General features: G+C 51.7%; 20 protein-coding genes. 10 read left to right on the top strand and 10 right to left on the bottom strand.

What is annotated here, in order from left to right; genetic code table 11:
• The 5 genes from ACYVJQ_RS11315 to ACYVJQ_RS11295 form a co-directional block, all read right to left on the bottom strand.
• On the bottom strand, window positions 1-1,395 hold the full coding sequence (locus ACYVJQ_RS11315) for a vWA domain-containing protein (protein WP_460893183.1): 1,395 nt from the start codon (window positions 1,393-1,395) through the stop codon (window positions 1-3).
• Between the two features lie 51 nt (window positions 1,396-1,446).
• Window positions 1,447-2,304, bottom strand: coding sequence for a transketolase (locus ACYVJQ_RS11310; protein WP_460893182.1), 858 nt, complete (start codon window positions 2,302-2,304; stop codon window positions 1,447-1,449).
• A 130-nt stretch (window positions 2,305-2,434) separates the two neighbouring features.
• Window positions 2,435-2,881 (bottom strand): thioredoxin-dependent thiol peroxidase, encoded by a 447-nt coding sequence (gene bcp / locus ACYVJQ_RS11305; RefSeq protein WP_460893181.1) that lies wholly within the window; start codon window positions 2,879-2,881, stop codon window positions 2,435-2,437.
• 162 nt (window positions 2,882-3,043) lie between these two features.
• On the bottom strand, window positions 3,044-4,963 hold the full coding sequence (locus ACYVJQ_RS11300; RefSeq protein ID WP_460893180.1) for a M23 family metallopeptidase: 1,920 nt from the start codon (window positions 4,961-4,963) through the stop codon (window positions 3,044-3,046).
• Window positions 4,950-5,561, bottom strand: coding sequence for a fumarylacetoacetate hydrolase family protein (locus ACYVJQ_RS11295; protein WP_460893179.1), 612 nt, complete (start codon window positions 5,559-5,561; stop codon window positions 4,950-4,952). The genes ACYVJQ_RS11300 and ACYVJQ_RS11295 overlap by 14 nt, the downstream gene beginning before the upstream one ends.
• Before the next feature lie 239 nt (window positions 5,562-5,800).
• On the opposite strand from ACYVJQ_RS11295, the gene ACYVJQ_RS11290 reads away from it, so the two are divergent.
• Entirely contained in the window at window positions 5,801-6,595 is a 795-nt protein-coding gene (locus tag ACYVJQ_RS11290) for a M48 family metallopeptidase (RefSeq protein WP_460893178.1), read from the top strand.
• A gap of 277 nt (window positions 6,596-6,872) precedes the next feature.
• Here ACYVJQ_RS11290 and ACYVJQ_RS11285 read toward each other — a convergent pair whose 3' ends face one another.
• Together ACYVJQ_RS11285 and ACYVJQ_RS11280 are read right to left on the bottom strand one after the other, a co-directional pair.
• Window positions 6,873-7,694: an exonuclease domain-containing protein gene (locus ACYVJQ_RS11285; protein ID WP_460893177.1), complete on the bottom strand. Its 822-nt coding sequence runs from the start codon at window positions 7,692-7,694 to the stop codon at window positions 6,873-6,875.
• A 40-nt stretch (window positions 7,695-7,734) separates the two neighbouring features.
• A complete protein-coding gene (locus ACYVJQ_RS11280; protein ID WP_460893176.1) occupies window positions 7,735-9,117 on the bottom strand; it encodes a UDP-N-acetylmuramate--L-alanine ligase in 1,383 nt (460 codons plus the stop codon).
• 338 nt (window positions 9,118-9,455) lie between these two features.
• Here ACYVJQ_RS11280 and dnaB point away from each other — a divergent pair, with 338 nt between their 5' ends.
• From dnaB to ACYVJQ_RS11245, 7 genes are all read left to right on the top strand, one after another.
• The gene (dnaB, locus tag ACYVJQ_RS11275; RefSeq protein WP_460893595.1) at window positions 9,456-11,027 is read left to right on the top strand and encodes a replicative DNA helicase; all 1,572 of its coding nucleotides are present in this window, start codon (window positions 9,456-9,458) and stop codon (window positions 11,025-11,027) included.
• A 560-nt stretch (window positions 11,028-11,587) separates the two neighbouring features.
• Window positions 11,588-12,574: an ABC transporter ATP-binding protein gene (locus ACYVJQ_RS11270; RefSeq protein ID WP_460893175.1), complete on the top strand. Its 987-nt coding sequence runs from the start codon at window positions 11,588-11,590 to the stop codon at window positions 12,572-12,574.
• Between the two features lie 230 nt (window positions 12,575-12,804).
• Window positions 12,805-13,254 (top strand): hypothetical protein, encoded by a 450-nt coding sequence (locus ACYVJQ_RS11265; RefSeq protein ID WP_460893174.1) that lies wholly within the window; start codon window positions 12,805-12,807, stop codon window positions 13,252-13,254.
• A gap of 257 nt (window positions 13,255-13,511) precedes the next feature.
• The gene (locus ACYVJQ_RS11260) at window positions 13,512-15,374 is read left to right on the top strand and encodes a S41 family peptidase (RefSeq protein WP_460893173.1); all 1,863 of its coding nucleotides are present in this window, start codon (window positions 13,512-13,514) and stop codon (window positions 15,372-15,374) included.
• Window positions 15,375-15,493: 119 nt separating this feature from the next.
• Window positions 15,494-16,294, top strand: coding sequence for a phosphatase PAP2 family protein (locus tag ACYVJQ_RS11255; protein ID WP_460893172.1), 801 nt, complete (start codon window positions 15,494-15,496; stop codon window positions 16,292-16,294).
• A 140-nt stretch (window positions 16,295-16,434) separates the two neighbouring features.
• Window positions 16,435-16,824: a methionine-R-sulfoxide reductase gene (locus tag ACYVJQ_RS11250; RefSeq protein ID WP_460893171.1), complete on the top strand. Its 390-nt coding sequence runs from the start codon at window positions 16,435-16,437 to the stop codon at window positions 16,822-16,824.
• Window positions 16,825-17,044: 220 nt separating this feature from the next.
• Entirely contained in the window at window positions 17,045-18,091 is a 1,047-nt protein-coding gene (locus ACYVJQ_RS11245; RefSeq protein WP_460893170.1) for a 2Fe-2S iron-sulfur cluster-binding protein, read from the top strand.
• A 163-nt stretch (window positions 18,092-18,254) separates the two neighbouring features.
• Here the strand turns inward: ACYVJQ_RS11245 and ACYVJQ_RS11240 are convergent, their stop codons facing one another.
• A complete protein-coding gene (locus tag ACYVJQ_RS11240) occupies window positions 18,255-20,726 on the bottom strand; it encodes a prolyl oligopeptidase family serine peptidase (protein ID WP_460893169.1) in 2,472 nt (823 codons plus the stop codon).
• Window positions 20,727-21,104: 378 nt separating this feature from the next.
• On the opposite strand from ACYVJQ_RS11240, the gene ACYVJQ_RS11235 reads away from it, so the two are divergent.
• Both ACYVJQ_RS11235 and ACYVJQ_RS11230 read left to right on the top strand, forming a co-directional pair.
• On the top strand, window positions 21,105-21,446 hold the full coding sequence (locus ACYVJQ_RS11235; RefSeq protein WP_460893168.1) for a hypothetical protein: 342 nt from the start codon (window positions 21,105-21,107) through the stop codon (window positions 21,444-21,446).
• A gap of 146 nt (window positions 21,447-21,592) precedes the next feature.
• On the top strand, window positions 21,593-21,964 hold the full coding sequence (locus tag ACYVJQ_RS11230; RefSeq protein ID WP_460893167.1) for a hypothetical protein: 372 nt from the start codon (window positions 21,593-21,595) through the stop codon (window positions 21,962-21,964).
• Between the two features lie 80 nt (window positions 21,965-22,044).
• Here ACYVJQ_RS11230 and ACYVJQ_RS11225 read toward each other — a convergent pair whose 3' ends face one another.
• Both ACYVJQ_RS11225 and ACYVJQ_RS11220 read right to left on the bottom strand, forming a co-directional pair.
• Entirely contained in the window at window positions 22,045-22,803 is a 759-nt protein-coding gene (locus ACYVJQ_RS11225) for an MBL fold metallo-hydrolase (protein ID WP_460893166.1), read from the bottom strand.
• A 167-nt stretch (window positions 22,804-22,970) separates the two neighbouring features.
• Window positions 22,971-24,878 carry a sugar-binding domain-containing protein gene (locus tag ACYVJQ_RS11220; RefSeq protein ID WP_460893165.1) on the bottom strand — a complete coding sequence of 636 codons (1,908 nt, stop codon included), beginning with the start codon at window positions 24,876-24,878 and terminating at the stop codon, window positions 22,971-22,973.
• Window positions 24,879-25,188: the final 310 nt, after the last annotated feature.

The following is a 25,188-nucleotide window of genomic DNA, read 5'->3' as shown; positions in this document are numbered from 1 at the left end:
TTAATTGAAAAGTTTTATCGTAGTCGTCAAATTCGAATTAATGGAAAAATCCTTCACGTCTGTGAACTTGCTGCCTTTGGCGGTTTTCAACCGGTACACCACGCGGTAACGCCCTGGCTGCAAAGGTAAACTAATTTTGCTACTGCCCTCGGGAAGGTTCCAGAGCCATTCCTGGGTGCCGTCTTTGTGCAGCAGGTACAAACTTCCGTAGCCCTGCAGGTCTTGGGTAATGGTAAGGGAACCCGGCGGGGCAAAAGTAATAGGCGTGGCCTGACCTTGCCTGATGGTCACGGTTTGCCGAAGGCGAGGCATGGTGAAGACCTCTACTTCATAAGTGCCAGCCAGGTATTTATGCTGGCTGGGGAAGCGTTGCGTGTTGAGCACTTCGGGGTTGCCTCTTTGCCGGACAATGGCTGTTACAGAACCGTAGGCGGTAGGGGCGTCCTGGCGCAGGTACAGGTAGCCTTGGGGTGCCTTCACCTTAATCACGTTGTGGCGCCCGGGCTTGATGTCCAGGTTGCGCAGCTGCACGGCCGGCAGGGTGTTAACGAGCAGGTCATAGCTGAGCAGGGCGTCAATCTCTACCTGGTCTGGCTTGCCTTCGCCGGTCTGGTAATGCACAAAGTTATACTCTGGCTGGCCCGTCACATTGTTGAGGAAGGTCATGTTCACGTTGGTTTCCACGGCCCGGCCCGCCTCATCTGTGAGCTCCACAGACACGGTGGTTTTCTTGAGCGCAATACTTATCACGTTGTCCAGCACCTGTTGAAAGGTTCTGATGTCTGAGGCGTTGTAGTACTGGCCCATGCACCCAAACTGTTGCGCATAGCCCGGGTCATCGCCTAAGCCAATAATGAACGGTTTCAAGAACACCCGCTTTTTCTGGAGCGCCAAAGAAACCGCGCAAGGGTCACCGCCGCAGCTTTCCAGCCCGTCTGTGATAATAATGACCACGTTACGACCATTAGGGTCTTGCGGGAAATCATTGGCCGCCTGGCCCAGGGAATAGGTGAGGGGCGTATTGCCTTTGGGCGTGATCTGCTGCAGCTTCCGTTTGACGGCCTCGGCATTTTTAGGGCCGAACGCCACCTCCAGCTTGCTGTCTTTGCAGTTCTTGACGTTCACCGGGCTTTGATGCCCGTACACCCGCAAACCTATCTCCAGGTTCTGGTATGTGTTAAGGGAATCTGCCATACGGGCCAGCATGGTCTTTGCCACCTGCCAGCGGGTGCTGGTTTCCCAGTTGGCCAACATAGAACCCGAAGCATCCAGGAGAAACAGCAGGCGCGTCTTTTTAGGGGCAGGTTGTTTGTTCTGGGCTGCCGCCGGCAAAGCCGTCATGACCCCAAACAGGAGGCAGACCAGCCATACACATACAGAACGCCCAGATTTCATGCCGCAGAAAAACAAGGAAGCGGCCGGCCTGCGCCCGCCGCTTCAGGTAGATTAATAGTCGTTGAGGGTGGTTTTCAATTGCACCAGGGCATCCTGGAGCTGGGCATCATTTGGTGCCACGCCGTGCCATTTGTGCGAACCCATCATAAAGTCAACGCCATAGCCCATTTGGGTATTCATTAACAGCATTACGGGCTTGCCTTGGCCGGTCAGGCTTTTGGCTTCTTCCAGGGCTGGCACTAATTGGTCAAAGTCATTCCCGTTTTCGCAATGGATCACTTTCCAGCCAAACGACTCAAACTTTAAGCGGAGGTTACCTAGGCTCATGATGGCATCTACGGGGCCGTCAATCTGCTGACCGTTGTAGTCTACGGTCCAGATAAGGTTATCTACTTTGTGGTGGGCGGCGTACATAGCGGCTTCCCAAACCTGGCCTTCTTCCAGCTCACCATCGCCGGTGAGTACGTACACCAACTTGTCATCCTTGTTCAGTTTCTTTACCTGAGCGGCGCCAATGGCCACAGAAGGACCCTGGCCCAAAGACCCAGACGCAATGCGGATGCCCGGCAGGTTTTCCTCAGTGGCGGGGTGGCCCTGCAGGCGAGAGTTCAACTTACGGAACGTGGCTAGCTCGGCTACGTCAAAATAACCGGCGCGGGCAAGCACACTGTACCAAACCGGTGAGATATGCCCGTTGGACAGGAAGAAAAGGTCTTCGCCAATGCCATCCATATCAAAGGAAGGGTTGTGCGTCATCTGCTTGAAATACAGCGAAACCAGGAATTCAGTACAGCCCAAAGAGCCGCCCGGGTGGCCAGAGTTAACCGCGTGCACCATACGCACGATGTCACGGCGCACTTGTTGGGCTACGTCCAGCAGTTGATCCGTTTGGTAGTTGAAAGGGTTCATTCTGATGAGGTGAAGGTGAAAAATGTAAGTTAAGGTTCTGTGTATGTTTTTGCGTTTTAAGCCTGTTTTTAAGAAAACAGGCCTAAAACAGGAAAGCTGCCTATCCTGTTAAGGAAAGGCAGCCCTTTGCTTATTTTAACAGCTGTGCTGTGTGGTTCTTGGTGTCTACTTTGGTGATGATGTCTTCAATGGTGCCTGCCTCGTCTATCACAAAGGTGTAGCGCATGGTGCCCATGTATTTACGACCGTACATGCTTTTCTCCTGCCAGACGCCGTATTTCTCTACAATTTCATGCTCGGTATCGGCTAGCAGCGGGAAGGGGAGGTCAAACTTCTGCACAAACTTCTGGTGCGACTTCTCATTGTCTACGCTTACGCCAAGCACCACAAAACCCTTAGCCAGCAAGGCGTCATAGTTGTCGCGGAGGTTGCAGGCCTGGGCCGTGCAGCCGGGCGTGTCATCTTTGGGGTAGAAATACAAGACTACTTTCTTGCCCTTGAAATCACGCATGCGCACCACGTGGCCGTTCTGATCTTTTACTTCAAAGTCTGGGGCGAGGTCACCTATTTGTAGCATTGTTTCAATTGTTGGTAATTAATTGTTGCTTGTTGAAGAAGGCAATGGCTTTCTGTTTTGAGCCTGTTTTTATAAAAACAGCCTTAAAATAGGTGTCACTCTGGAAGAGGTGTATAAAAGTCCATCCCCAAAGATACCATCAACAACCAGCAATCAACTATATCAAATCTTAGTGGTATACACGGCTTCGTTGCCCATGGCGTCTTTCACGCGCAAAACCACTGGTCCAGCCAAAGGTACTGTTTTATCTAATCTCTCAGAGGTAAGCGTGGCGTTTTTGTGTTCCCATTTCAATAGAAGCCATTGGCCGTTTACCTCGCACTCCCAGGAAGAGATACCAGACAGGTTGTCTCTGATCTGGAAACTGATCTGGTTAGGTGACTTCTGCACTAGTTTCACGGTTGGGGCCACGGTGTCACTCAGGACCTTGAATTTACCCAGATCCCGGGCATAAAAGGTGATGGCATCGCCGTTCCAGGTACCTCCCAGAAAGCCCGCCGATTTCCCCCAGCCCTGCGCGTAGACCGCTGCTTTAGACTTATCTGCCGGCAAAATGGCGGGCCGGATGGTGATTTTGGCCGCCTGATACAGCGTGGTAAGCGGGTTATTAATGGAAAACACGTCATTGGCGTCACGGCTGGTTTGCAGATACAGCGTGTCAAACAGAGACTCTTCCTGGAAGGTGATGTCCATGAACCGGTTAGAGTAGAGAAACTCGGTGCCCGGCGGAACCAGCTGGTTAAACGGGAACCGCACTTTGGTACCCGTCAGATCCACGGAGTCTGGCAGGCCACCAATCATGTTGTAGAGGTACACAGAACCGGTGGCATTGGTGTAAGACGGCAGCAGCGCGTACTTGTAGTTGCCAATGTAAAGGTCAAGGTTGCGTTTTTCCTGTGCGGTGTCAGCTGCGGTGATCTTTAAAATGCTTTCCATCACGTCATAGGTGATTTTGGGCTTGGCCACCTTGGCCGGTGCGGCCAGTACCTGGTAGGTGCTGGGGGCGCCCTTCAAGAAAAACCGCAGTTGCGAGACATTCTTATAGGAGTCCTGCAGATCTGCCACCACTTCATATACCTTACCTTCTTCCACCCGGAACCGACCGCGGTTATGGTCCAGCTCATAGATAGGGAGCGAGTTTCCGTCGGCCACGTACAGGCGCTGGAAAGCCCGGTTATTAAGCTTGAGCACCGGGTAATTGATGTGCGCCGATACCTGCCGCTGCTTGTCAAAGGGCACCCCGTCTATGTTGTGGCGGTAAATGGTCTGGCCGTTCACCTTCAGTTCCATCGCCTGTACCCCATTGGTGTTGGCGGCGCCGTTGTACTGGTCAATGGCCTGAATCTCCAGCCCGATTAGTCCCGCTGCCGACAGGGTATCTGGCAGGGTATAGACATTGTCTTTCTTAACGGGGGTGAATTCCCGGCGCACAAATTCTCCTTTCACGCGGGCGTCAATGCTCTGGGGCGTTAACGCGAAATTGTAGATGGTAGGCGGAATCTGGTCAGCTATTTCAGTGAAACCGTAGCGCAGCGGGTTAAGCAGGTTGTTTTTCTGGTCGCGTACCTCAAAGTGCAGGTGGGGTCCCCCAGAACCGCCGGTATTGCCAGAAAACGCGATCACGTCTCCTTTCTTAACCGGGAATTGGGTTTCAGTGAAGGTAGTTTCTACTTCAAAGGCCTTTTTCTGGTATTGCAACTGCAGCATGTGCTCGGCTAAGCCGGGCGCAAAATGGTTTAAGTGCGCGTAGGTAGTCACCAGGCCGCCCGGGTGGGTGACGTAAATGAGATTGCCGTAGCCGTAGCTGGACACCTTCACCCGGGAGATATAGCCATCGGCGGCGGCGTAGATAGGCAGGCCAATCCGGCCATCGGTTTTGATGTCAATGCCCCCGTGAAAATGGTTGGGCCTGATCTCGCCCATACTTCCCGAAAGGAAATTCTGCGTGCCTGGCTTTACCGGAAACAAAAACGGGCTAGCCGAAAAAGGGGCGGTAGGAGCGGGGGCCTGCTGGGCAAGGGCACTACCGCTGCCACCCAGTAAAAACGCGAAAAGGTAAGCCTTGACTTTATTTAACTTCAAAATGTAATAGGTTTTTGTCTTCTATAAACGCTTCCAACCGGTCTCCTATTTTAATGGGCCCTACGCCAGCCGGCGTACCGGTGAAAATAAGGTCGCCTTTTTTTAAGGTGATGAACCTAGACATATACGCCAGGATAGCCCCGAAATTGTGCAGCATCATCCTGGAGTTGCCCTGTTGCTTCATCTCTCCGTTCACCTTCAACCCGAAATTGATGTTATCCAGGGCCGGGAAATTCTCTACCGGCAAAAAGTCTGAGATAGGAGCCGAGCCGTTAAAGCCCTTGGCTAACGTCCAGGGCAGGCCTTTGGTTTTGGCTTTGGTCTGCAGGTCGCGGGCGGTAAAGTCTATGCCAATGCCAATGCCGTCAAAATACTTGTCCGCGAATTTCGCCTGAATGTTCTTGCCCTCTTTGCTGATGCGCAACACCAATTCCACCTCATAATGGATGTCATTGCTGTATTCTGGGTAATAAAAAGGCTCATTGTTACGCAGCACCGCCGTGTCTGGCTTAAAGAAAATCACGGGCTCGTCGGGCACTTCGTTTTTGAGTTCGGCTATGTGTTCGGCGTAGTTACGGCCTATGGCTAGTATTTTCATGGCAGGTCTTTTGCTTCAAATATAAGGCATTTAGGGCAGCGGGCTCAAGCATTTATGGCAGAGAGTTTAGGTAAAATAAAAAATTGGCATGGAATTGTATATAGTAAAAAATAGATTTGCGCCCGGATTGCGCCCAGAGCCGTTACCTTAAAGCGGTTCAGACGTATAGGAGAACGCTCCCGTAAAAAGGAGTCTCTGGGCCAACTCCAGAACATGTACCACTTAACCAATTATGAAAAATGAAATTGTTTAGAAACGTATTCGTCTCCCTGGCTCTTTTGGTGGCGGCAGGCTGTAGCACTGTTCCTATTACAGGAAGGCGCCAGCTGTCTCTGGTGAGTGACCAGGAAGTGATGACCATGTCTTTCCAGGCGTATAATGACCTGATGAAGCAAAGCAAACTTTCCTCCAACGCCACCCAGACCGCCATGGTAAAAAGGGTAGGCCAGCGTATACAAGGGGCCGTAGAATCGTTTATGCGCCAGCAAGGAGCTTCAGACCAGTTAGCAGGCTACCAATGGGAATTTAACCTCATTCAGGATGACAGTCAGCAGAACGCCTTCGCCATGGCCGGCGGAAAAACTGCGGTGTACACCGGCTTGCTGCCCATTACCCAAAACGAAACCGGTCTGGCCGTAGTAATGGGCCACGAGATTGCCCACGCCATAGCCAAGCACTCAAACGAGCGCATTAGCCAGCAGATGGCCGCCCAAGGGGTAGGTTCTTCGCTGGGCGCGTTAGGAGGCGGAACCTCTGCCCAAATCCTGAACACTGCCTATGGTATTGGGGCCGGAGTAGGGTTAATGAAGTTCGGTAGAACCCAAGAGTCTGAAGCCGACCGCTTAGGCCTTATTTTCATGGCCATGGCCGGATATAACCCTGAGAGCGCCGTAGCCTTCTGGGAAAGAATGGCTGCTGCCAGCAATGGCCAGTCCCCACCTGAGTTCCTGAGCACCCACCCTAGCAATGAAACCCGGATTGCGGACATCAAGAAGAACATGCCCGAAGCCAAAAAGTACTACAACGCCCGCTAAGCCATGAAGATCAAAAGCAAATGGCTGGTGTTCAGCGCAGTGCTCATGGCCCTGCTCCTGAAATCTGACAAAGCGAAGTAGCTTTTGGGATGGAAAATGAGGACACAGGTTTAAGGCCTGGGTAGAAATGAAAAGCCTTCTGAGAAATCAGGAGGCTTTTTCTGTTTTGAGTCTGTTTTTGAAAAAACAGGCCCAAAACGATATTCCATAAAAAGAGAGGCGCCTGCTGAATATCAGTAGGCGCCTCTTTTGTAATGCTTTTATACTCAATCCAAGCCTAGAACTTCAGAGCCGTTTGCTGCAGGGCGCCGCGCAGCTTAATGCGGGTCAGTACTTTCTTGGTGTAGAGCGGGAAGTCGCCTTTCATCATCCAGTCATAGTAGCTAGGCTCTTTTTGGAAGACATCTAGCACGGGCACGTTCTTGTGCTTCCCGAAATTGAAGACCTCCACGCCGCTGGAATTATAGGCGATGCGGCCACAAAGGTCGGCGGTCTTCTGGAAGGTGAAGTGGTGCAGCTGTTGCATGTCGTTCTGGACCGGGAACTTGGCCTGGTCCTCTGCGCCGGGCAGGGGCACGCCCTCATAACGGGCCACCTGGCTTTTTAGGATCTCATAGGTGGCAATGGTGTCGGCCTCCGCGCTGTGGGCGTTCTCTAGGGTCTTGTCGCAGTAGAACTTATAGGCCGCTGAGAGCGTGCGCTGCTCCATCTGGTGGAAGATGCGGCACACATCCACAATGGAGCGGTTTTCAATGTCAAAGTCAATGTCTACGCGCAAAAACTCCTCGGCCAGCAGGGGAATGTCAAACTTGATGAGGTTGAAACCGCCCAGGTCGCAGCCCTTCAGGAAATCATCCAGGGAGCGGGCCAGCTGCGCAAAGGTAGGGCAGTCGGCCACGTCATCGTCATAGATCTTATGAATCATGCTAGACTCAATGGGAATAGGGATGGTGGGGTTTACCTTGCGGGTCTTGATGATTTCCTCGCCGTTGGGCATCACCTTGAGCATGCTTATTTCCACAATGCGGTCGCGGCAAATGTCCACGCCGGTGGTTTCCAGGTCAAAGAAGACAATGGGCTTGCGTAGATGTAATTTCATAGGCAACGGAGTTAAGAGCCTGACAATGGAGAGAACCTGATTAAGAAGCGGTAATGGTATGGGCTAGCTGTTGCAGGTCCAGGTTCCCGAAGGTGCCGGAAGTCATCATCAGCAGGTTTTTGTCTTTCCAGTTGGTGTTGAGCAGGTAGTCCTGCAGGGCCTGGTTGTCTGTGAACACCTGTATCTCCTCATCGCCAAAGGCCGCCTTCAAATCCTGGGGGTCCAGGGCGGGCATGCGCTTGTGCTCCAGGGTCTTAGGGCTGAAGTAGACAATCTTTACATCAGGGGCCAGGAACGTATGGCGGTACTGTGGTAGAAAATCACGGTTAAGGCTACTGAAGGTGTGCAGTTCCAAGCAAGCCACCAGTTGGCGGTCTGGGTACTGTTTCTTGAGGGCTTCAGAGGTGGCTTTCAGTTTAGACGGCGCGTGCGCGAAATCCTTATATACCAGCGTGTGTTCGTTCTCGCCAATTTTCTCCAGACGGCGGGCCGCGCCTTTGAACGTAGCCAGCGCCTCATAGAACGCCTGTCCCTTGATGCCTATCTGCTTGCAGACCTCTTTGGCCGCCGAGATGTTGCGCAGGTTGTGCTCGCCAAAGAGCTGGATCTCCACGTCATCCTTCTTGGTCTTGAGGATGGTCTTGCCGCTCTTTTTGATCTTGTGCTCGTGAATGGTGTAGCCAATATAGTTCACGTCTGAGTTATTGGGCACGCACACCTCCAGCACCTGCTCGTCATCCTGGTTGTAGATGAGGGTTCCGGCCTTGGGTGTCATCTCCGCGAAGATGCGGAACTGCTCGCGGTAGTTCTCCTCTGTAGGGAAGACGTTGATGTGGTCCCAGCTGATGCCGCTCATCACGCCAATGTGGTGGTGGTACTTATGGAACTTGGGCACGCGCTGGATAGGCGAGGAGAGGTACTCATCACCTTCAATGATGATGATAGGAGCTTCTTCGGTGAGTTTCACCATCAGGTCAAAGCCTTCCAGCTGGGCGCCTACCGCGTAGTCAAACAGGCGGTTGTGGTATTTTAAAACGTGCAGGATGATAGAGGTGATAGACGTTTTGCCGTGGCTACCGGCAATCACAATGCGCTGCTTGTTTTTGGACTGCTCGTAGATGAACTCCGGGAAAGAGAAAATGGGAACCCCGTGTTCCTGGGCGTACAATAATTCCGGGTTATCGGGGCGGGCGTGCATGCCCACAATCACGGCATCGGGGAGGGGATTCAGTTTCTCGGGGAACCAGCCTTCCTGCTCGGGCAGGATTCCGTCGGCAGCCAGGCGGCCTTTGGCTGGTTCAAAGATCTCATCATCTGAGCCCGTTACTTTCAGGCCTTTCCGGTGCAATGCCAACGCCAGGTTGTGCATGATACTGCCGCCAATGGCAATAAGGTGAATGTGGTTATATGCCGCTGTACTCATGTAGTCAATTTCAAAGAGAGCAAATGTAATGATTTTAAAATACGCCGTATGGCTTCGGGCTTTAGGTATTTGTGGATATGTAGCAGGAAATTTGTGGATTACTTTTTCTTCAGGCCTTGGCTTAAAATTCCTGAGTTGGAAAATACAAACTAGAAAATTCTCTCTGTTTTAGGCTTGTTTTCAGGAAAACGGGCCTAAAACGGCTGACTCCGGCGGTAGCTGATCTGCTGCGGGGTCACGTCCCATTTCCTCAAATATCCCGGCAAAATGTGGATATGTAGGTCATTTTGTGGATTACCTGAATGCCTTCCAGTCTTACATTTGCTCTCATGGAGGATATGAAATTGAAAGCGACGAGAGGAAAGGCAGCCTGGAACCCCAAACCCACTGTCTCTCCGGGACTTGGCAAACTTCCGCCGCAGGCGCTGGAGTTGGAGGAGGCGGTGTTGGGCGCGCTCATGTTGGAGAAAGATGCCCTCACCGCGGTCATTGACCTACTAAAACCCCAAAGTTTTTACAAAGACGCGCACCAGCGCATTTTCAAGGCTATTCTAGGTTTGTTTGACAAATCTGAGCCCATAGATATTTTAACGGTTACCCAGGAACTGCGCGAGCAGGGCGAGCTGGAGTTTGTGGGCGGCGCTTATTACGTGACGCAGCTTACTACCCGCATCAACTCGGCGGCCAACATTGAGTTTCACGCCCGTATCATCACGGAAGCCGCCATTAAGCGCGACCTGATCAGCATCTCTTCTGAGGTGCTGGGCCGCGCCTACGAAGACACCACCGACGTGTTTGACCTGCTGGACTCTACGGAGGCCAAGCTGTTTGAGGTCTCTGAAAGCAACATTAGAAAGAACTTTGATGACATGCAGTCTTTGATGCACAAAGCCATCAAAGAACTGGAAGTGAAGAAAAGCCAAAAAGAAGGCTTAACCGGGGTGCCCAGTGGTTTTACCGCCCTGGACCGTGTGACCTCGGGCTGGCAGCCTTCTGACTTAGTGATCCTGGCAGCACGTCCCGCCATGGGTAAGACCGCCTTCGTAGTGTCTGCCATGCGCAACGCCGCCGTGGATTTCAACAAGGGCGTGGCTATCTTCTCTCTGGAGATGTCCTCCATTCAGTTGGTGAATCGTCTTATTTCAGCGGAGGCCGAGTTGGAAGGGGAGAAGATCAAGAAAGGGAACCTGGCGGATTATGAGTGGGCCCAGCTGAACCACAAGATCTCCCGCCTGAGCCAGGCGCCTATCTTCATTGATGACACTCCGGGACTTTCTATTAGAGAGCTCCGAACCAAGTGCCGCCGTTTGAAGGCGCAGCATGACATCCAGATGATTATCATTGACTACCTGCAGCTCATGAGCGGTAACGCCGAGGGAAGCAAAGGTGGCGGTAACCGCGAGCAGGAGATTGCCTCCATCTCAAGGGCGCTTAAGCAGCTAGCCAAGGAATTGAACGTACCGGTTATTGCCCTGTCACAGCTAAGCCGGGCCGTGGAAACCCGCGGAGGCGACAAGAAGCCAATGCTCTCTGACTTACGTGAATCTGGGTCTATTGAGCAGGATGCGGATATGGTAATCTTCCTGTACCGCCCTGAGTACTACGGTATCACCGAAGACGAAATGGGCAACCCTACCCAAGGCGTGGGCGAGGTAATTATTGCCAAACACCGGAATGGTGAAGTAGGCAGCGTGGCCCTTAAATTCATTGGTAAGTTCACTAAGTTCGGGAACCTGGAGGACGGTTTTGGTGGTGGTACCGGTTTTGACGGCCCCGCGGGATTCCCTACGTCAGACTTTGACGGCCCGGCTCTGGGTGGCGGTGCTCCTAATTCTATAAGAGTAGGTAGCAAGATGAATGACGGCGGCGGTTTCCCGGCTTCGTCTTTTGATGACGCCCCTCCGTTCTAAGATATTAATTATCATAAATACATTGGCAAAGCCGCTCCTGGTTATGGGGCGGCTTTGCTGTTTTAAGGCCATTTTTAGGAAAACGAGCCTAAAACAGTTTTAGGGAAAAGCTTCCTGACTCAGGAGTCAAGAGGAATTTGACCGCTATAGAAATCTGTAAACCTCCCATTACAATTATCTTCCTAAAGGGTTTTACCTCTCTTTGTCATCCTGGAAGGATCTGAGTAGCGAACGGCATAATCATTAATTAAATGGTACTGGCGCTCACGCTTAAAATTCTTTCAGGATGGCAAGAAGATTTAGAGGGAGTAAGTCATTAATCTACCCTGCGAGGATACAATTGGGCACTAGTCCCAGAAGGCTCTACATTGGTAGTATTTACTTGTATAAAATACATTTTAATAGATTTGGGCGTGATTACGGTATTCGTTCCTTAAGTTTGCTTGCATGGCGGTCAGTGGAAGGGGTGTATTTTTTTTAAGGAAGGAAAAGACAAGAGGCTAACCAGCTTTTATCATTTAGATTTCAGACCAGGAAGCAGTGCACGCTTTCTTTTATATATGGCTTTTTTAGAGGTAGCAGGTATAAGTAAACAGGTAAGGGGTGAGCAGGTGTTAGAGCAGATTAGCTTTCACCAGCGCCAGCGGCAGAAAATAGCCATTGCCGGTGAGACCGGCTCTGGGAAAAGCACGCTGCTTAAGATCATTGCGGGACTCATGCAGCCCGATGCAGGGAAGGTGGTCTTTGAAGGCGACAGGGTTCTGGGACCTGAGGAAAAACTGGTGGCGGGTCACCCGGGCATTGCCTACTTGTCCCAGCAGTTTGAGTTGCCCGCTTTTTTACGGGTAGAACAGGCCCTAAAGTACGCTAACACCCTGGAGCAGGAATCTGCCGATGAACTGTATTCGCTGTGCCAGATTGACCATTTACTCAAGCGCCGTACCGATGAACTTTCTGGAGGCGAACGCCAGCGCATTGCCCTGGCCCGATTGCTGCTCACCTCGCCGCGGCTGCTCCTCCTGGATGAACCCTTCTCCAACCTGGATATGGCCCATAAACGGCAGTTGAAGTCGGTGATCCAGAACTTGAGCGAATCCTTGGATATTAGTTTGATGCTTATTTCCCATGACCCCTTGGACTCGCTCTCCTGGGCAGATGAGATTCTGGTCCTTAAAGAAGGGCAATTGCAGCAACAAGGTACGCCCCAGCAGATTTACCGGCAACCAGTGAATGAGTATACGGCAGGTTTGTTTGGCAGCTACAACCTTCTTTCCCTTACCCAGACCAAGGCTTTTACCAAGGCCCTGGGCCTACCCGTTGCTAAAAATAAAAAATTGCTGGTACGGCCAGAGAACGTGGTGCTTCACCCAGAAGGTGGCCCAGGGCTGCCGGGAAAAATTTCCAGCGTGGCTTTTCTGGGCGGTTACTATGAACTGGAGGTAGTAGTACAAAAGCAGGTGTTAATGGCAAGGGTGCAGGAGAACACCTGGGTGCCCGGCCAGGTTGTTTCAGTGAATCTGCCGGCTCATAGAATCTGGCATTTATAACAGAGGCAGGCCTTTGGCGGTTATACCTGCAACAGAAAGTAAGTAATGTAACGTTTTGGCTTACTTTTGAGAAAACAACCCCACATTGCCTTCGGCCTTTAACCACCGCTGAAGGGAGTGATACCATAAAAAGCCAGGTGATCAGCCCTGGGGTAGCTTTGGCCTTTCGTTCAACCATTTGCCTCCCTTTTTGCGTATGGGCGGTGAAGTACTTTGCGTATATCATACTTATGAAAACCTTTCAACTGAAAACGGGCACGGTGAGAATAGAAAATGATACTATTCTTATTGAAGGCGAAAAGGCACGGTTTCAAAAGGTGCTGTACGCGGTGGCCGCCCTCTGCTGGATTCTGTTCTTTGCTTTCAGAGGCTACCAGCATTATGCCTATTTTATGGCCACCAGGGAGAAGGTACACCTTGTCTTTTTAGGGTTGAGTTTGCTGGCCATATTTTTCTGGGCATGGGTAGGGTATGTGGTGAATCTGAAATCGTCGGGGTTGAACAAAATACCGCTACAGCAAATCAGCCGGGCCCAGCGGGTGTTCAGGCCTACCAAAGACGCCCCCCTGATTACCCTGCACTTAAAAGACAACCGAAAAAGAACCCTTGAATTTGACAAGCTGGATGACCTCCATTTTGCCGATTCCCTGGCCGTCTGGGGAGTACCCATCACCGAATAGGTGATTGTCTATTTTCTTACTTGGCTTGGTTAATTAATCCTCCTCCGGTGCGTATGCAAGAAAAAAATCACTCCGTTTTAAGGCCGATTTTCGTAAAACAGGCTTAAAACGTAGTATCCTTCTAAGGCGCAATCAGGCGGCAGAGACTAGGCTCTAACAATGCGCTATGGCAAAAGTAAAACGGGAACGGGACGGAGGGCAATAAATCTTCCGCTCTAAGGGAGGCTTACCTGATTAGCTGGAAATTACACGCATTTATGATTATACCCTTACATATAAAATCCCTTAGTGGGGCTACTGCCCGATTCCTGTACAAGGCTTTGTTCCTGATTATGATTCTGGGGGCACTCCTTCCGGGAAAGGCCCAGGGGCAAGATTCCTTTGATGCCCAAAAACACCTTTATTTTTACCATATCTGGGGCTTTCTCAAATACCAGCACCCCGCGCTAGCCACTGGCCAGATTCCCGCCGATTCCCTTTTCCTGCGCTATTTGCCCGAGGTAGATGCCGCCAAAAACCAGAAAGCAACCAACAAAGTGTTCCAGGCCATGCTCAATGAAGTGGGGGTGCCAGCCACCAAGAAACTAGATAAGCCGCGCGATGAGCCCCAAGGCACGCTTCTGCTCCAGAACCTGGATGACCGGTGGTACACCAAAGCCAAGTTCCTCAACAATGACAACCGCAAAAAGCTGGAGAGCATTTTCCAGCGACGGTTCACCGGCGAAAAGCATCAATACGCCACCATTAAAAACAATCCCTTCGGCGGTACGCTGCCCAATGAGCCCAAATACGACTTTCCGCCCGCTGAGAACCTGCCGTACCCGCTGCGCATGCTGGCGCTAGCCAAGTTCAAGGCCGGCATAGAGTACCTGTTCCCCTACAAATACCTCATGGATGAGAACTGGGATGAGGTCATCTCCCATTTCGTGCCCCTGTTTGCCATCTGTGACAGCCGCGCCGACTATGAACGCCTTTTGATCACCCTCAACGCCAAACTGAATGATACGCAGGCGTATTCCTTCTTCCGGCAGCTGTTTTATAAAGAAAAAATCTTCCGTAACCTGTATTTCCCGCCCTTTGACTACCAGGTAGTGGAAGACAAGATTCTGGTCACGGCCCTTATTGACCCTGCGCTCTGCAAAAAATCAAACATTAAAGTAGGCGATGTGCTGGAAGAACTGGATGATATCACCATAGCCGAATGGGTGAAAGCCCTGGGTACCGTTTTGTCGGTCTCTAACCAGGAGGCCCTCTGGCACCGCGTGGGTGAATACGGAGACAATTTCCTGTTCCGGTCTGAAGACACCAACCTGAAGGTGCTCCTTACCCGTGGCGAGGAAAAAATCACGGGCAAGATACAGCTCATGAACCCCACTGAACCGGCCAAAGCCAAACTGATTGACGCCTATTTTAAAAAGAAACAAACGGTAGCCAAGCCCACCAAAGGGCTGGAAAGGCCGGCCAGAAGCATTGTGCGATTTAAGGTCAATGACACCAACCGGTTTATTGAAAATGCCACAGAGGCCCGGGAAGTGGTTATCATGGACTCTCTCCTGACGGTAGCGGCCAAAGCCAAAGGGCTCATTTTTGACATGCGCGCCGAGGCAGATAACAGTGATTTTGTGTACCTGGACCTTTTCCGGAAGTTTGGCCAGGAAACCAATTATTTTGCGCGCTACTACCTTATAAACCAAGAGGCGCTGGGCACCTACAAGTATCTGCCCCAGGCAGACGTTTATTTTCCGTCTACGGTCACGCCCAAAGGCGACAAATACAAAGGCAAGGTGGTGATTCTAGTTAATGCGGCTACCCAAGGTGTAGGGGAGTGGCTTACCATGAACCTGCAGCACCTTTTCCCCAACAGCGTGACCATGGGCGGGCAATCGGCGGGCGCCGATGGGGATATTAAGCGGCTTACCCTGCCGGGAAACTACGTGGTCACCTTTTCGGGGAACGCCGTTTTCTACCCAGACCATACCGTTACCCAGCGCAAGGGCTTAAAAGTAGACCAGACCATTACCCCCACCTTAAAAGGAATCTTGTCCAAAAAAGACGAGGTCCTGCAAAAGGCCATTGACTGGATCAACGACGAAGGCAAAACCCCAGAGGAGAAAAAGTAGAAGGGTAGAGTAGGGAAAGTTTCCTTCATGAAAATATAGCCAGCCTTTAGAAAATAGCAGAAAAAGTGCCCCAAAGCAGGAAGCGCAGGAGCAGATTACGTATCTCTCCTTAATTGCCTATGAAGAACTTTCTCACGCACCTGCTCCAAACCTTTTTAGCCTGGCTGTTACGGCAGCCCTTGGTACAGCGGTTACGCCACCGTTTTCCAAGAAGCTCAGACTTCCTGCTGAACCGCTTTGATACCTCTTCCTTTGTAGGCTTGCCGCTTACCTTGCTATTGCTGGTCATCTATGTAAACATCTCCCTGCTTTCTGAACTAACCGAAAGTGTAGTAGAGTCGGAGGGCGTGGTCGCGTTAGACAAGCAATTCACCAATTTTCTGTTTGGGTTACGCAGCGGCTGGCTAAGCCAGCTGCTTTTTTCTGTGACCCAACTGGGTACGCGAGAGGCGGTGTTTGCCATGGGCGGGTTGGCCACCCTGGTTTTTCTGGTCCGGCGGCGCTATGCGGCCACGCTGGTATTCTGGCTAATTATGGCGGGTGTAGGCTTGTCTGTGCAATACGGTAAAAAAATTATCAGCCGTGACCGCCCCCAGGAGATCCTGGCCTTTTACCCTGAACATAATTTTTCTTTCCCCAGCGGGCACGCTACTACCGCTATCGCGCTGTATGGCATGCTGGCCTATTTTGTGTACCGGCACTCCCAAAAAACAGCGCAGCGCACCGTAATCTTGATCCTGGCTGCCTTGTTAATTCTACTCATCGGCTTTAGTCGCATCTACTTGGGGGTACATTTTCTTTCTGATGTGCTGGCCGGTTTTCTACTGGGGAGTTCTTGGGTGCTGTTGGGCGTAAGCCTCATGGAATTCTTCACCTACCGGCAAAACAGCAAAGCCACCAGATTACCGGTAAAAGAATGATTTTCCGTTTTGAGCCCGTTTTCTGTAAAATTGCCCTAAACCAAATTTAGGCTGATGCCTCTTATCCCTTAGTTGAAACAAACAGCTCCCTGCGGGTGTTAAAAAGAAGTACCTTCTATTACATAAACCGAATCTTACCCATGGATAACCAAGAAAAAAAATATAACCAGCTTACCCCAGAAGAAGAATACGTGATCTTGCACAAAGGCACGGAACGCCCCTTTACCGGCAAACTGTATACCAACAAAGAGTCTGGTACCTATGTCTGCCGTCGCTGCGATGCCCCCTTATACCGCTCTGAAGACAAGTTTGAGTCGCACTGCGGTTGGCCCAGCTTTGATGATGAAATTGCCGGCGCCATCACCCGCCTCACCGATGCCGATGGCCGGCGCACTGAGATTGTCTGCTCCAACTGCGGCGGCCACCTGGGCCACGTATTTGAAGGAGAGCGATTCACAGCCAAAAATACCCGTCACTGCGTGAACTCCATCTCCATGGAGTTTGTGCCCGCTAAAGACAAGGAGGCATAAGAGACTTGGGTTTTATGTTTCCATAAACCTTTGATACTACATCATTTAAGGTAAGACCTGTGACGTTTTTGTAACGTCACAGGTCTTTGCGTTTTAAGCCTGTTTTTGGGAAAATAGGCTTAAAACGCAATCAGGAATAGTGTAGCCCATGACCAAAGGAAGTATAATCCCTTTACTCAAATCTCGCGTTTAGAAACCATAGAATAGATTAACGCCTGCCATGACCACCCATTTTCAAACCTTAACCATCACGCAGATAAAGGAAGAAGCCCCTGGCGTAAAGACATTTGTTTTTGGCGGACCAGACGCCGAAAATATCTCCTATAAACCAGGGCAGTACCTAACGCTGGTGGTTTTGAAAGGGGAGCAGGAGGTGCGCCGGTCATATTCCATTACTTCTTCGCCGGTGGGGCAGGAGCCTTTGAGCATAGGGGTGAAACGTATTGCCAATGGGGTCTTGTCCCGGCATTTAATTGACCAGGCCCAGGTAGGCGACCAGGTACTCACCATTGGTGCCGGCGGTTTTTTTACCCTTCCCCCGGAAATGGAACAGCGCGTGGGACAGGTGTTTTTCTGGGCCGCCGGCAGTGGCATTACACCCATTTTCTCTCTGCTTAAAACCATTCTTTTCGGGCACCCGTCGGTAGCGGTGGTATTGGTGTACAGCAACCATAGCCCGCAAGACACCATCTTTAAGCAGGAACTGGATGCGCTGGCAGAACAATTCCCAGACCGACTGGTGCTGCATTACCTCTTCAGTACCAACCCGCGCCTGGACCAGGCCAGGCTACATAAATCACTGCTGGAACAATTGGTCCTAGAGTATGCGTTAGTGCCCCTATCTGAAGTATTATGTTATGTTTGCGGCCCCGAAAGTTACCGCCGCCTGTGCGTGTATGGCCTCAGGGAGCTTAACGTACCCCGGGAAAACATAAAGCAGGAGAACTTTAACAGCGTAAAGGTGGCGGTGAAGGTAGAGCCGCCAGATACCAAACCGCACCTGGTCACGCTGCTATATCAGGGAAAAACCTTTCCCTTGGAGGTGCAATTCCCAGACACCATTTTAAAGGCAGCCCGGAAAGCTAAGGTCTATTTACCCTACAGCTGTGAAACCGGGAAATGCGGTAGTTGCGCCGCCCAATGCCTGGAAGGATCCGTTTGGATGTCTTATAATGAAGTGCTCACAGATAAGGAAGTCGCTAAAGGATTGACCCTTACCTGCGTGGGTTATCCCGTGGAGGGAGATGTGGTGCTTCAGATTTTGTAATAGATTATAACGCATAAATCTGTTTCAGGCCCGTTTTTCCAAAAACAGGCTTAAAACAGAAATCTTCAATTTCACTTCCCTTGTCTAGCAAGCAGGCAGGCCAAGCACAAAAAAGAGAGGGCTCCTTTTGGGGAGCCCTCTCTTTTTTGTGCTTGGCAAACTCTTAGCGCATGGTTTGCGGTTGGGGTTTGTTTTTTACGTATTTTTCCAGCCACTGGTCCATTTCCCAGAGCATGTGCATGACAGACTCTTTGGCACCATAACCATGGCTTTCAGCAGGTAGCACCACATACCGGGTGGTGGCGCCGTGGCCTTTGAGGGCATTGTAGAAACGCTCACTCTGGATAGGGAAGGTGCCCGAGTTGTTATCTGCCTCGCCGTGAATCAACAGAATAGGCGTCTTGATCTTATTGGCGTAATTGAACGGCGACATTTTGGCGTATACTTCTGGTGCTTCCCAGAAGGTGCGCTCCTCAGCCTGAAACCCGAATGGCGTTAGCGTGCGGTTATAGGCCCCGCTACGGGCAATACCAGCGGCAAACAAGTTAGAGTGAGCCAGCAGGTTGGCAGTCATGAAGGCCCCGTAAGAGTGACCTCCCACGGCCACGCGATTGGGGTCAGCGATGCCCATTTTGGCTACCTCGTCAATAGCGGCTTTGGCGCTGGCTACCAGTTGCTCCACGTAGGTATCATTGGGTTCCGCGGCGCCTTCGCCTACAATCGGAATATCGGTGCGGTCCAGCACAGCATACCCGCGGGTTACCCAGAAAAGGGGAGAACCGTAGTTGATGCGCGTAAATTCATACGGTGAGGTTTTCACCTGACCGGCCGTGGCGGCATCTTTAAACTCGCGCGGATACGCCCACATCAACATAGGCAGGCGTCCTTGCTCTTTTTTATAGCCTTTGGGCGTGTATAATGTGGCTGTAAGCGTAACGCCGTCATTGCGCTTGTAGGTAAGCAGTTGCTTGTCCACCCCAATCAGATCGGGGGCTGGGTGCGGGAACTTGGTGACGGCCGTCAGCTTTTTGGAGCCCACGGTGCGCTTGAAGTAATTGGGCGGATCGTTCTCAGATTCGCGTAGCGTGATGAAAATGCCTTTCTGCGGGTCCAGCACGTCAATGGGCCGCTCATAGTAAGGAGCCTCTGAACGCCATAGAATGTCTGTTTTTTTGGTGCCCAGGTTGAATTTGCTTAGGTAAGGACGGTTGCCCTGCGGCGATCCTCCCGGACTGATCATGTACAGATTCTGACCCGTTTTATCGGTCATGAGCACCTGGCGTCCGTATTGGTTTTTGGTCATAACCGGCGTACCGGGGTCTGTGTACAGGTCTTCATAAGAACGCTCTACCAATACCACGGGAGCGGCTCCGGGCTGGCTGGGCTTTACCAGCAACCGCCGTTCCTGGCGCGTTTTCCACCACCGCTCTGCTACCAGGGCCAGGTCATTGGCCCCCCAGGTGATGCCACTGTAGCGCAGTTTGGTGCCTACCAGGGCAATTGGTTTGGCGGTGAAAGGCGCGGCTTGGGTGTACACCATGTCTCTAATGGGCACCTCTTTTTTGTCATCGCCACCGTCCTGGGCCTCTACCCAATACAGCGTGGCTGCTTGTTCGGGGCGCCAGGCCACGTTTCTGGGGCCGGTGGCCACGGCGTTAAAGCCGGTGGGGATGTTCTCGCCCAGCGGAATGTCTGCGATCTGTTTCACCAGTTTCCCCTGGCGGTCCCAGACCTGCACGGTGTAGGGGAACAGGTTAGCGGGTACCAGGTAGGAGTAAGGCCGGTGCGTAGCCGACACCAATAGGTACTGGCCATCTGGCGAATACCCAAAGGAGCGGTAAATGCCGGACCCGCCTACGTTGGTTTGGGTAGCGCCGTCTAGAGAAACCTGTACCAGCTGGCCCGTAAGAATGTAATCAAAGAGCGCCTCATCCTGCCGGTTGCGCAGCAGATCCTGGTAGGTTCGGGAAGGGGCCGTGCGGCCTAGGTTTTCCTGGATAACAGGCCCTACCGGGGTGGTGTTGGTTTTAGGGGCCAAGCCGCGGGTAGCGTTCACCAGTTTCACCAGCAGAGATTTACTGTCCGGGGCCCAGGTGAAGGCGTTGCCGTACGCGTCATTGACGGTGGCGGTAGTTAATTTGCGGGCGGCACGGTCCTGCACGTTCAAGACCCAGAGTTCAATGCCGTTTTCTACGGTATTCAGGAACGCCACCTGCTTCTCATCCGGGGACCAGGTAACGTCTGTGATTTTGGCGTTCTGCGGCAAGCCCTGGATTTTCAATTCCTGTCCGCCGTCTAGCTTTTTAAGGGTAAGGTTGGTAAAAGACGAACCTCGGCTGGAGCCATTCACAGCCGGATTGATTCTTAGGCCGCCAATTCGGGCCTCGGGGGCCGCAACCTCCTCAATAGAAGGGTACCCAGGGCGCTCCATCAAAAGCATCCATTCGCCTTTGGCATCAAAACTTACCGATGGGGTGGCAGGCGCTTCAATCAGCTTGGCAATAGATTCGGCGGGACGCTGGTAGGGCACATTCAGGTCTTTGCCTGTCTGGGCCATGGCGGCCGGCGTACCCAGGCCCAGCGCCAGAAACAAAACAGCCGCCCTGGAGCGCCTGGAGATTATGTTCATCTGCATAAAGTGATTTGTTTGATAGTTAGCATGGTTCAGCTAAGATACTGAAATCCACAATTGTAGACTAATCTCTCTTTACAGGCCGTTTTTCTGATTTAAGCCTAAAAGGGACAACATCGAAAGTTAACCGTGAATTTAAAATTTCCTTGATGCCCGTAGAAAGACCAGAAAGAATTATGCCGTAACTTGCATCACTCATTGAGCAGGAAAATACTAGCAGCGGCTTTTGTTAGGTAAGTTTATCTATTATTATGCTAGACTATCTTGTAACTAAAGCAAGAAGTAGCCTGGTTTTCTGCAAAGAATTGTAAAAAGTTCCTTTTCTGGCTCCAAACTTGCTGCCAGAGAAATTGAGATGTTAAATCCCCTAAGGCTGAACCCATGAAAAAGCAATTAGTACACCTTTTGGCCCTGGCGTTTGTGTTAATCACGGCGGCCAGTTGCTCCAGCTCCAAAAATACCAGCAGTTCCCGCTATCCATCAGGCACGGGCACCAGAAGCCAACGGACCTCAGATATCCCAGGCATCTTATTCCCGGGCAGTAGAACTTCTACCCAGGGCATGCCTCCGGGCCAGGCCAAGAAAGTCTACGGTGATCAGTCTGCGAAGGCTTACGCGCCTGGACAGCAGAAAAAAGCCGGAAACGTAGTTTACCGTACCTCTGAAAGCAATTCCAAAGCCAAGGGAAAAGGTAAAGGCAAGGGAAAAGGCAAAAAGCACTAAGCGAACCAATTAATAAAGAAGGCCCGGCACTTAGCCAGGGCCTTTTTTATTTAAGGTGTTGTTAACAATCCCCAGGACTATAGCCCGCCGTTCTTAACCCGTTAGTCTTGCTCTGCGTACCTATACCAAAACTAAACACTTTTGACATGGCTACTACAGACAAAAAAAACGATAGACCGGGGAAACCCAACAGTGTGAACGATGATTACCATCAACGCAATGCCCCCGGTAACAAACCAGACCCATCTGCTAAGCGCAACATAGGTCTGGGCGGGGAAACCGAGCGCAATGACCAGAAGGACCGCTTGGAGAACCTGCACATTCAGGGCAATGAGGTAACGGGCTACGGCGACAACCACCCAGACAGCAATGAGTCCAGCAACCAGGGACCGGGCTTTGCCAGTGAAGGCAGCCATCAGGGCGTTTCTGGCGAAGGCGGCAACGGAATACGTTCTTCAGAGCAACCCCTGGGTGCCAAGGAGACAGAGCCCGGCGATGAACCCGGCAGCCGAATCTAAACGATCCCCTTTCGTATAAAGACATAAAAAAAGCCTTGCCGCGTAACATGCGGCAAGGCTTTTTTTATGTCTGGCTTATCTTACTGAGCAGGGTACCAGTTCCTAAGCCTAACCTCAATTTTAGGGTTCTTGGCTTCTACCTTGGCTTTAAATTCATTGACATCACTCAACCCATTCTGGCCTCGGTAATGGTACGGGTAAACAATTTTAGGTTTGAAATCTAACACCGCATCGGCGGCTTGGTTAACGTCCATAGTATAGGGCAGGTTCATGCAGACAAAGGCCACGTCAATATCATCCAGGTCCCGCATTTCGGCAATATCCTCCGTGTCACCGGAAATATAGATTTTCTTGGAGCCCAAAGACAACACATAGCCATTTCCCCGGCCCTTGGGGTGTCTTGAATCGGCGGTTTCCGGGAGGTTATACATGGGCAGCGCCTTAATTTCCATATCCATCAGCTTGGTTTTGTCTCCGTTATTCAACTCCATAGCTTGCGCTTTCATTTTGGCCGGGAGCTTGTCAATCACGGCCTGGGGCGCTATGATTTTGGCATTGTGGATAGGCAGGGCCTCCAAGGTTTTCAGGTCCAGATGGTCTCCGTGGATATCGGTGAGCAGAATGAGGTGCGGGCTGCTGAGGCCGGCGTAAAGACTTGCCCCACCAGATGGGTCCACCCAAATGGTTTTAGCGTTCCACTGCAGCACCAGGGCGGCGTGCATGACGGGCTGGATCATCAGGTTGCCGCCGGTTACCTTTAGGCGATCTGCGGTGGCTAATTTTTGGGCTTGGGCCGTAAGCGTTACCAGGCAGCAGAGTAAGGCTAAGATTTTCTTCATGCGCGTTTGGTTAGAGGTAGTATGTATGTGGTTAACTCCACCGCTGGTAGATTGTTTCAAATAGCTACAGGTCAAAGATAGCCTTTCTGTTTCAGGGCCGTTTTTCAAAAAACAGGAAGGGCCCTTCTCTTAAGAGAAAGGCCCTCTGTTTCTTTAATTAATCAAACTCAATTGCTATCACAGGAGTTGTCATCCTGGCCAGAATTCAGCAGGCCAGCAGGCACTGAAAGAACACCGGTATGCGGGTCTAGGAGACCGTTGCGTTCATCTTCAATGTTAGTGGCCTGGGTATACACATCGCCGGCAATGGGCCGTTTCCTGAGCTCCTGCTTGAACTGCCTGATACGTTCGGTACGCTCTTCCAGGTCATTGGGTCCGCCGTAGTCTGAGAACCCAAAACCCCCCCATTCGCTTACGATCAAAGGCACCTGGCCCCTAAAGAAATACTGGTCCCCGATAACCAGCGGAAACGCGGCTACGCCTTCCATCTGACCACTGGTCAACTGGTCCAGCAGTTCTATCCAGCGGGGCAGGTCTGGAGTGTACAGGTGAGAGGTAAGGATATCAGACTTGAGCTTACCCTCATACGATATGTGCTGCCAGCCGTCATTGTCCACCACCAGAAACTGCGGGTATTTGATTTTCATGTAATGGAACGTGTCCATGATGTACTGGCGGGTCTCTGGGTTGGTGGCTATGTCCTGGGCGCCCCAGTCCTCATTGTAAAGGCTCCAGATAATCACTGAGGGGTTCGTCTCAATGAGGGCCAGCATCCTGAGAAGTTCTTTCCAGTGGTTTTCGCGGCTACGTTTGGTAGAGGTGTGCGGACTGGGCACTTCCACCCACAGCAGCATGCCAATCTCATCTGCCAGGTTATAGATACGCGGGTCAATCCCGGCAATGTGCACCCGTACCAGGTTACAGCCCAGTTCTTTCATGGCGTACATGTGGCGGCGCATTTCCTCATAGGTAGCCGTGCCGGGCTGGTAGAGAATACCGTCTATGTAAATTTCTGAGTTGTTGAGGTAGATATGGCGGCCCCGCGCCTCAATTTTCCGGAGCCCGAAGTGACCGCCAATTTCGGCGGCGTAACCGCTGGCATCTACCAACTGGGCCTCAAACCGGTACAGGTGCGGGTTTTCCGGGCACCAGATCTGGGCATTGGGGATCTGGATGACCACATGCTGCTGCTTCTGCCCGGCCTCCAGCCGAAGCTGGAAATCTGAGGAGGCCAGCGGCTTCTTGCCGTCGCTCTCCCGTTCATACACGTGTAACCGAAGGGTGTACTGGCCCGGGTCATGGATTCTGGTGGTAAACCCAAAGCGTACCAGGGAATCCTCAATCAAACTGAAAACGCCCACCCTGGACCGCAACCGGTTCCGTTCAATGGTTTCCAGCCACACGCTGCGTACCGCGCCAGAAAACGTCTGGTACCAGATACCGCCTCGCTTATACACATGGGATTCCTGCTTGCCACGGGGTACCTCGGCGTCCATGCTGTGCGAGACGCGCACGGTGAGCCAGTTCACGGGCAGCAAGTGCTCTTCGTTTATCTCAAAGGAGAAGGAGGTGTATTCACCGTAGTGCACATCGCCACCTTCAATATCAGTGAGGAGTCGTCCATTTAACCAGACGCGGGTTTCATAGCCGCAGGCCCCAAACGTGAGCTGGTACATGGTTTTACCGTTGCTCTCAATTTTCTCGGGCCGGGTGAATTCCCGCTCGTACCAGGCAATGATCTTGTCCTGCCAGGGAGCAGCCTGTACCTCGCCACGGGTTTTGGCCATGTGCTCTTCCACAGAGCCCGGCCAGTGGGCGGTGTGCGGGTATTTATGGCCCAGGTACCAGCCTTCCAGCAGGCCCCGGTCTTCCTGGTCCAGCTGGAATTTCCATTCGCCATCCAGCAGGGAATAGGTGTTGGGCCGAAGGACGGTGCGGGGGAGAGGGTTCTGGGAACTTCGGTCTGCGTTAGGTTCCAGGGTGCTGCTTACCTCCGTGGAGCCCTGTCGATTATTGGCGATCTCAGATTCCTCAATGCTTTCAGTGGCACTGAGATTTGGATGTGGATTTGTCATAGTGGGCAATGGTATAAGAACAGAGTCTTGTTTGTTTTTGTCTTTAACGGAAATATTTTCCCCCAAGGTTGTCTCAATTATGAAAGCCGATGCCAAATACCGGGATTAGCCTAATTAAGTTTGGTTTTAGCCTGTTTTCAGAAAAACGGGCTTAAAACAGCTGGGACAAGGAAGCAAAAACGTACCGTATGCCCGAAAGTATAACGTATTTGCGTACCTGAAAATAACGGACAATTTACGCTGCAATCGGTTGCGAATTGAGGCGGGTTTTGCCTATCTTCACCACACCAACTACCTAAACGCTAACGAA

The sequence above is a fragment of the Rufibacter soli genome (genome assembly GCF_054781795.1).
Note: the sequence above shows the minus strand (reverse complement) of the source record. Positions and strands in the feature narration are given on the sequence as shown.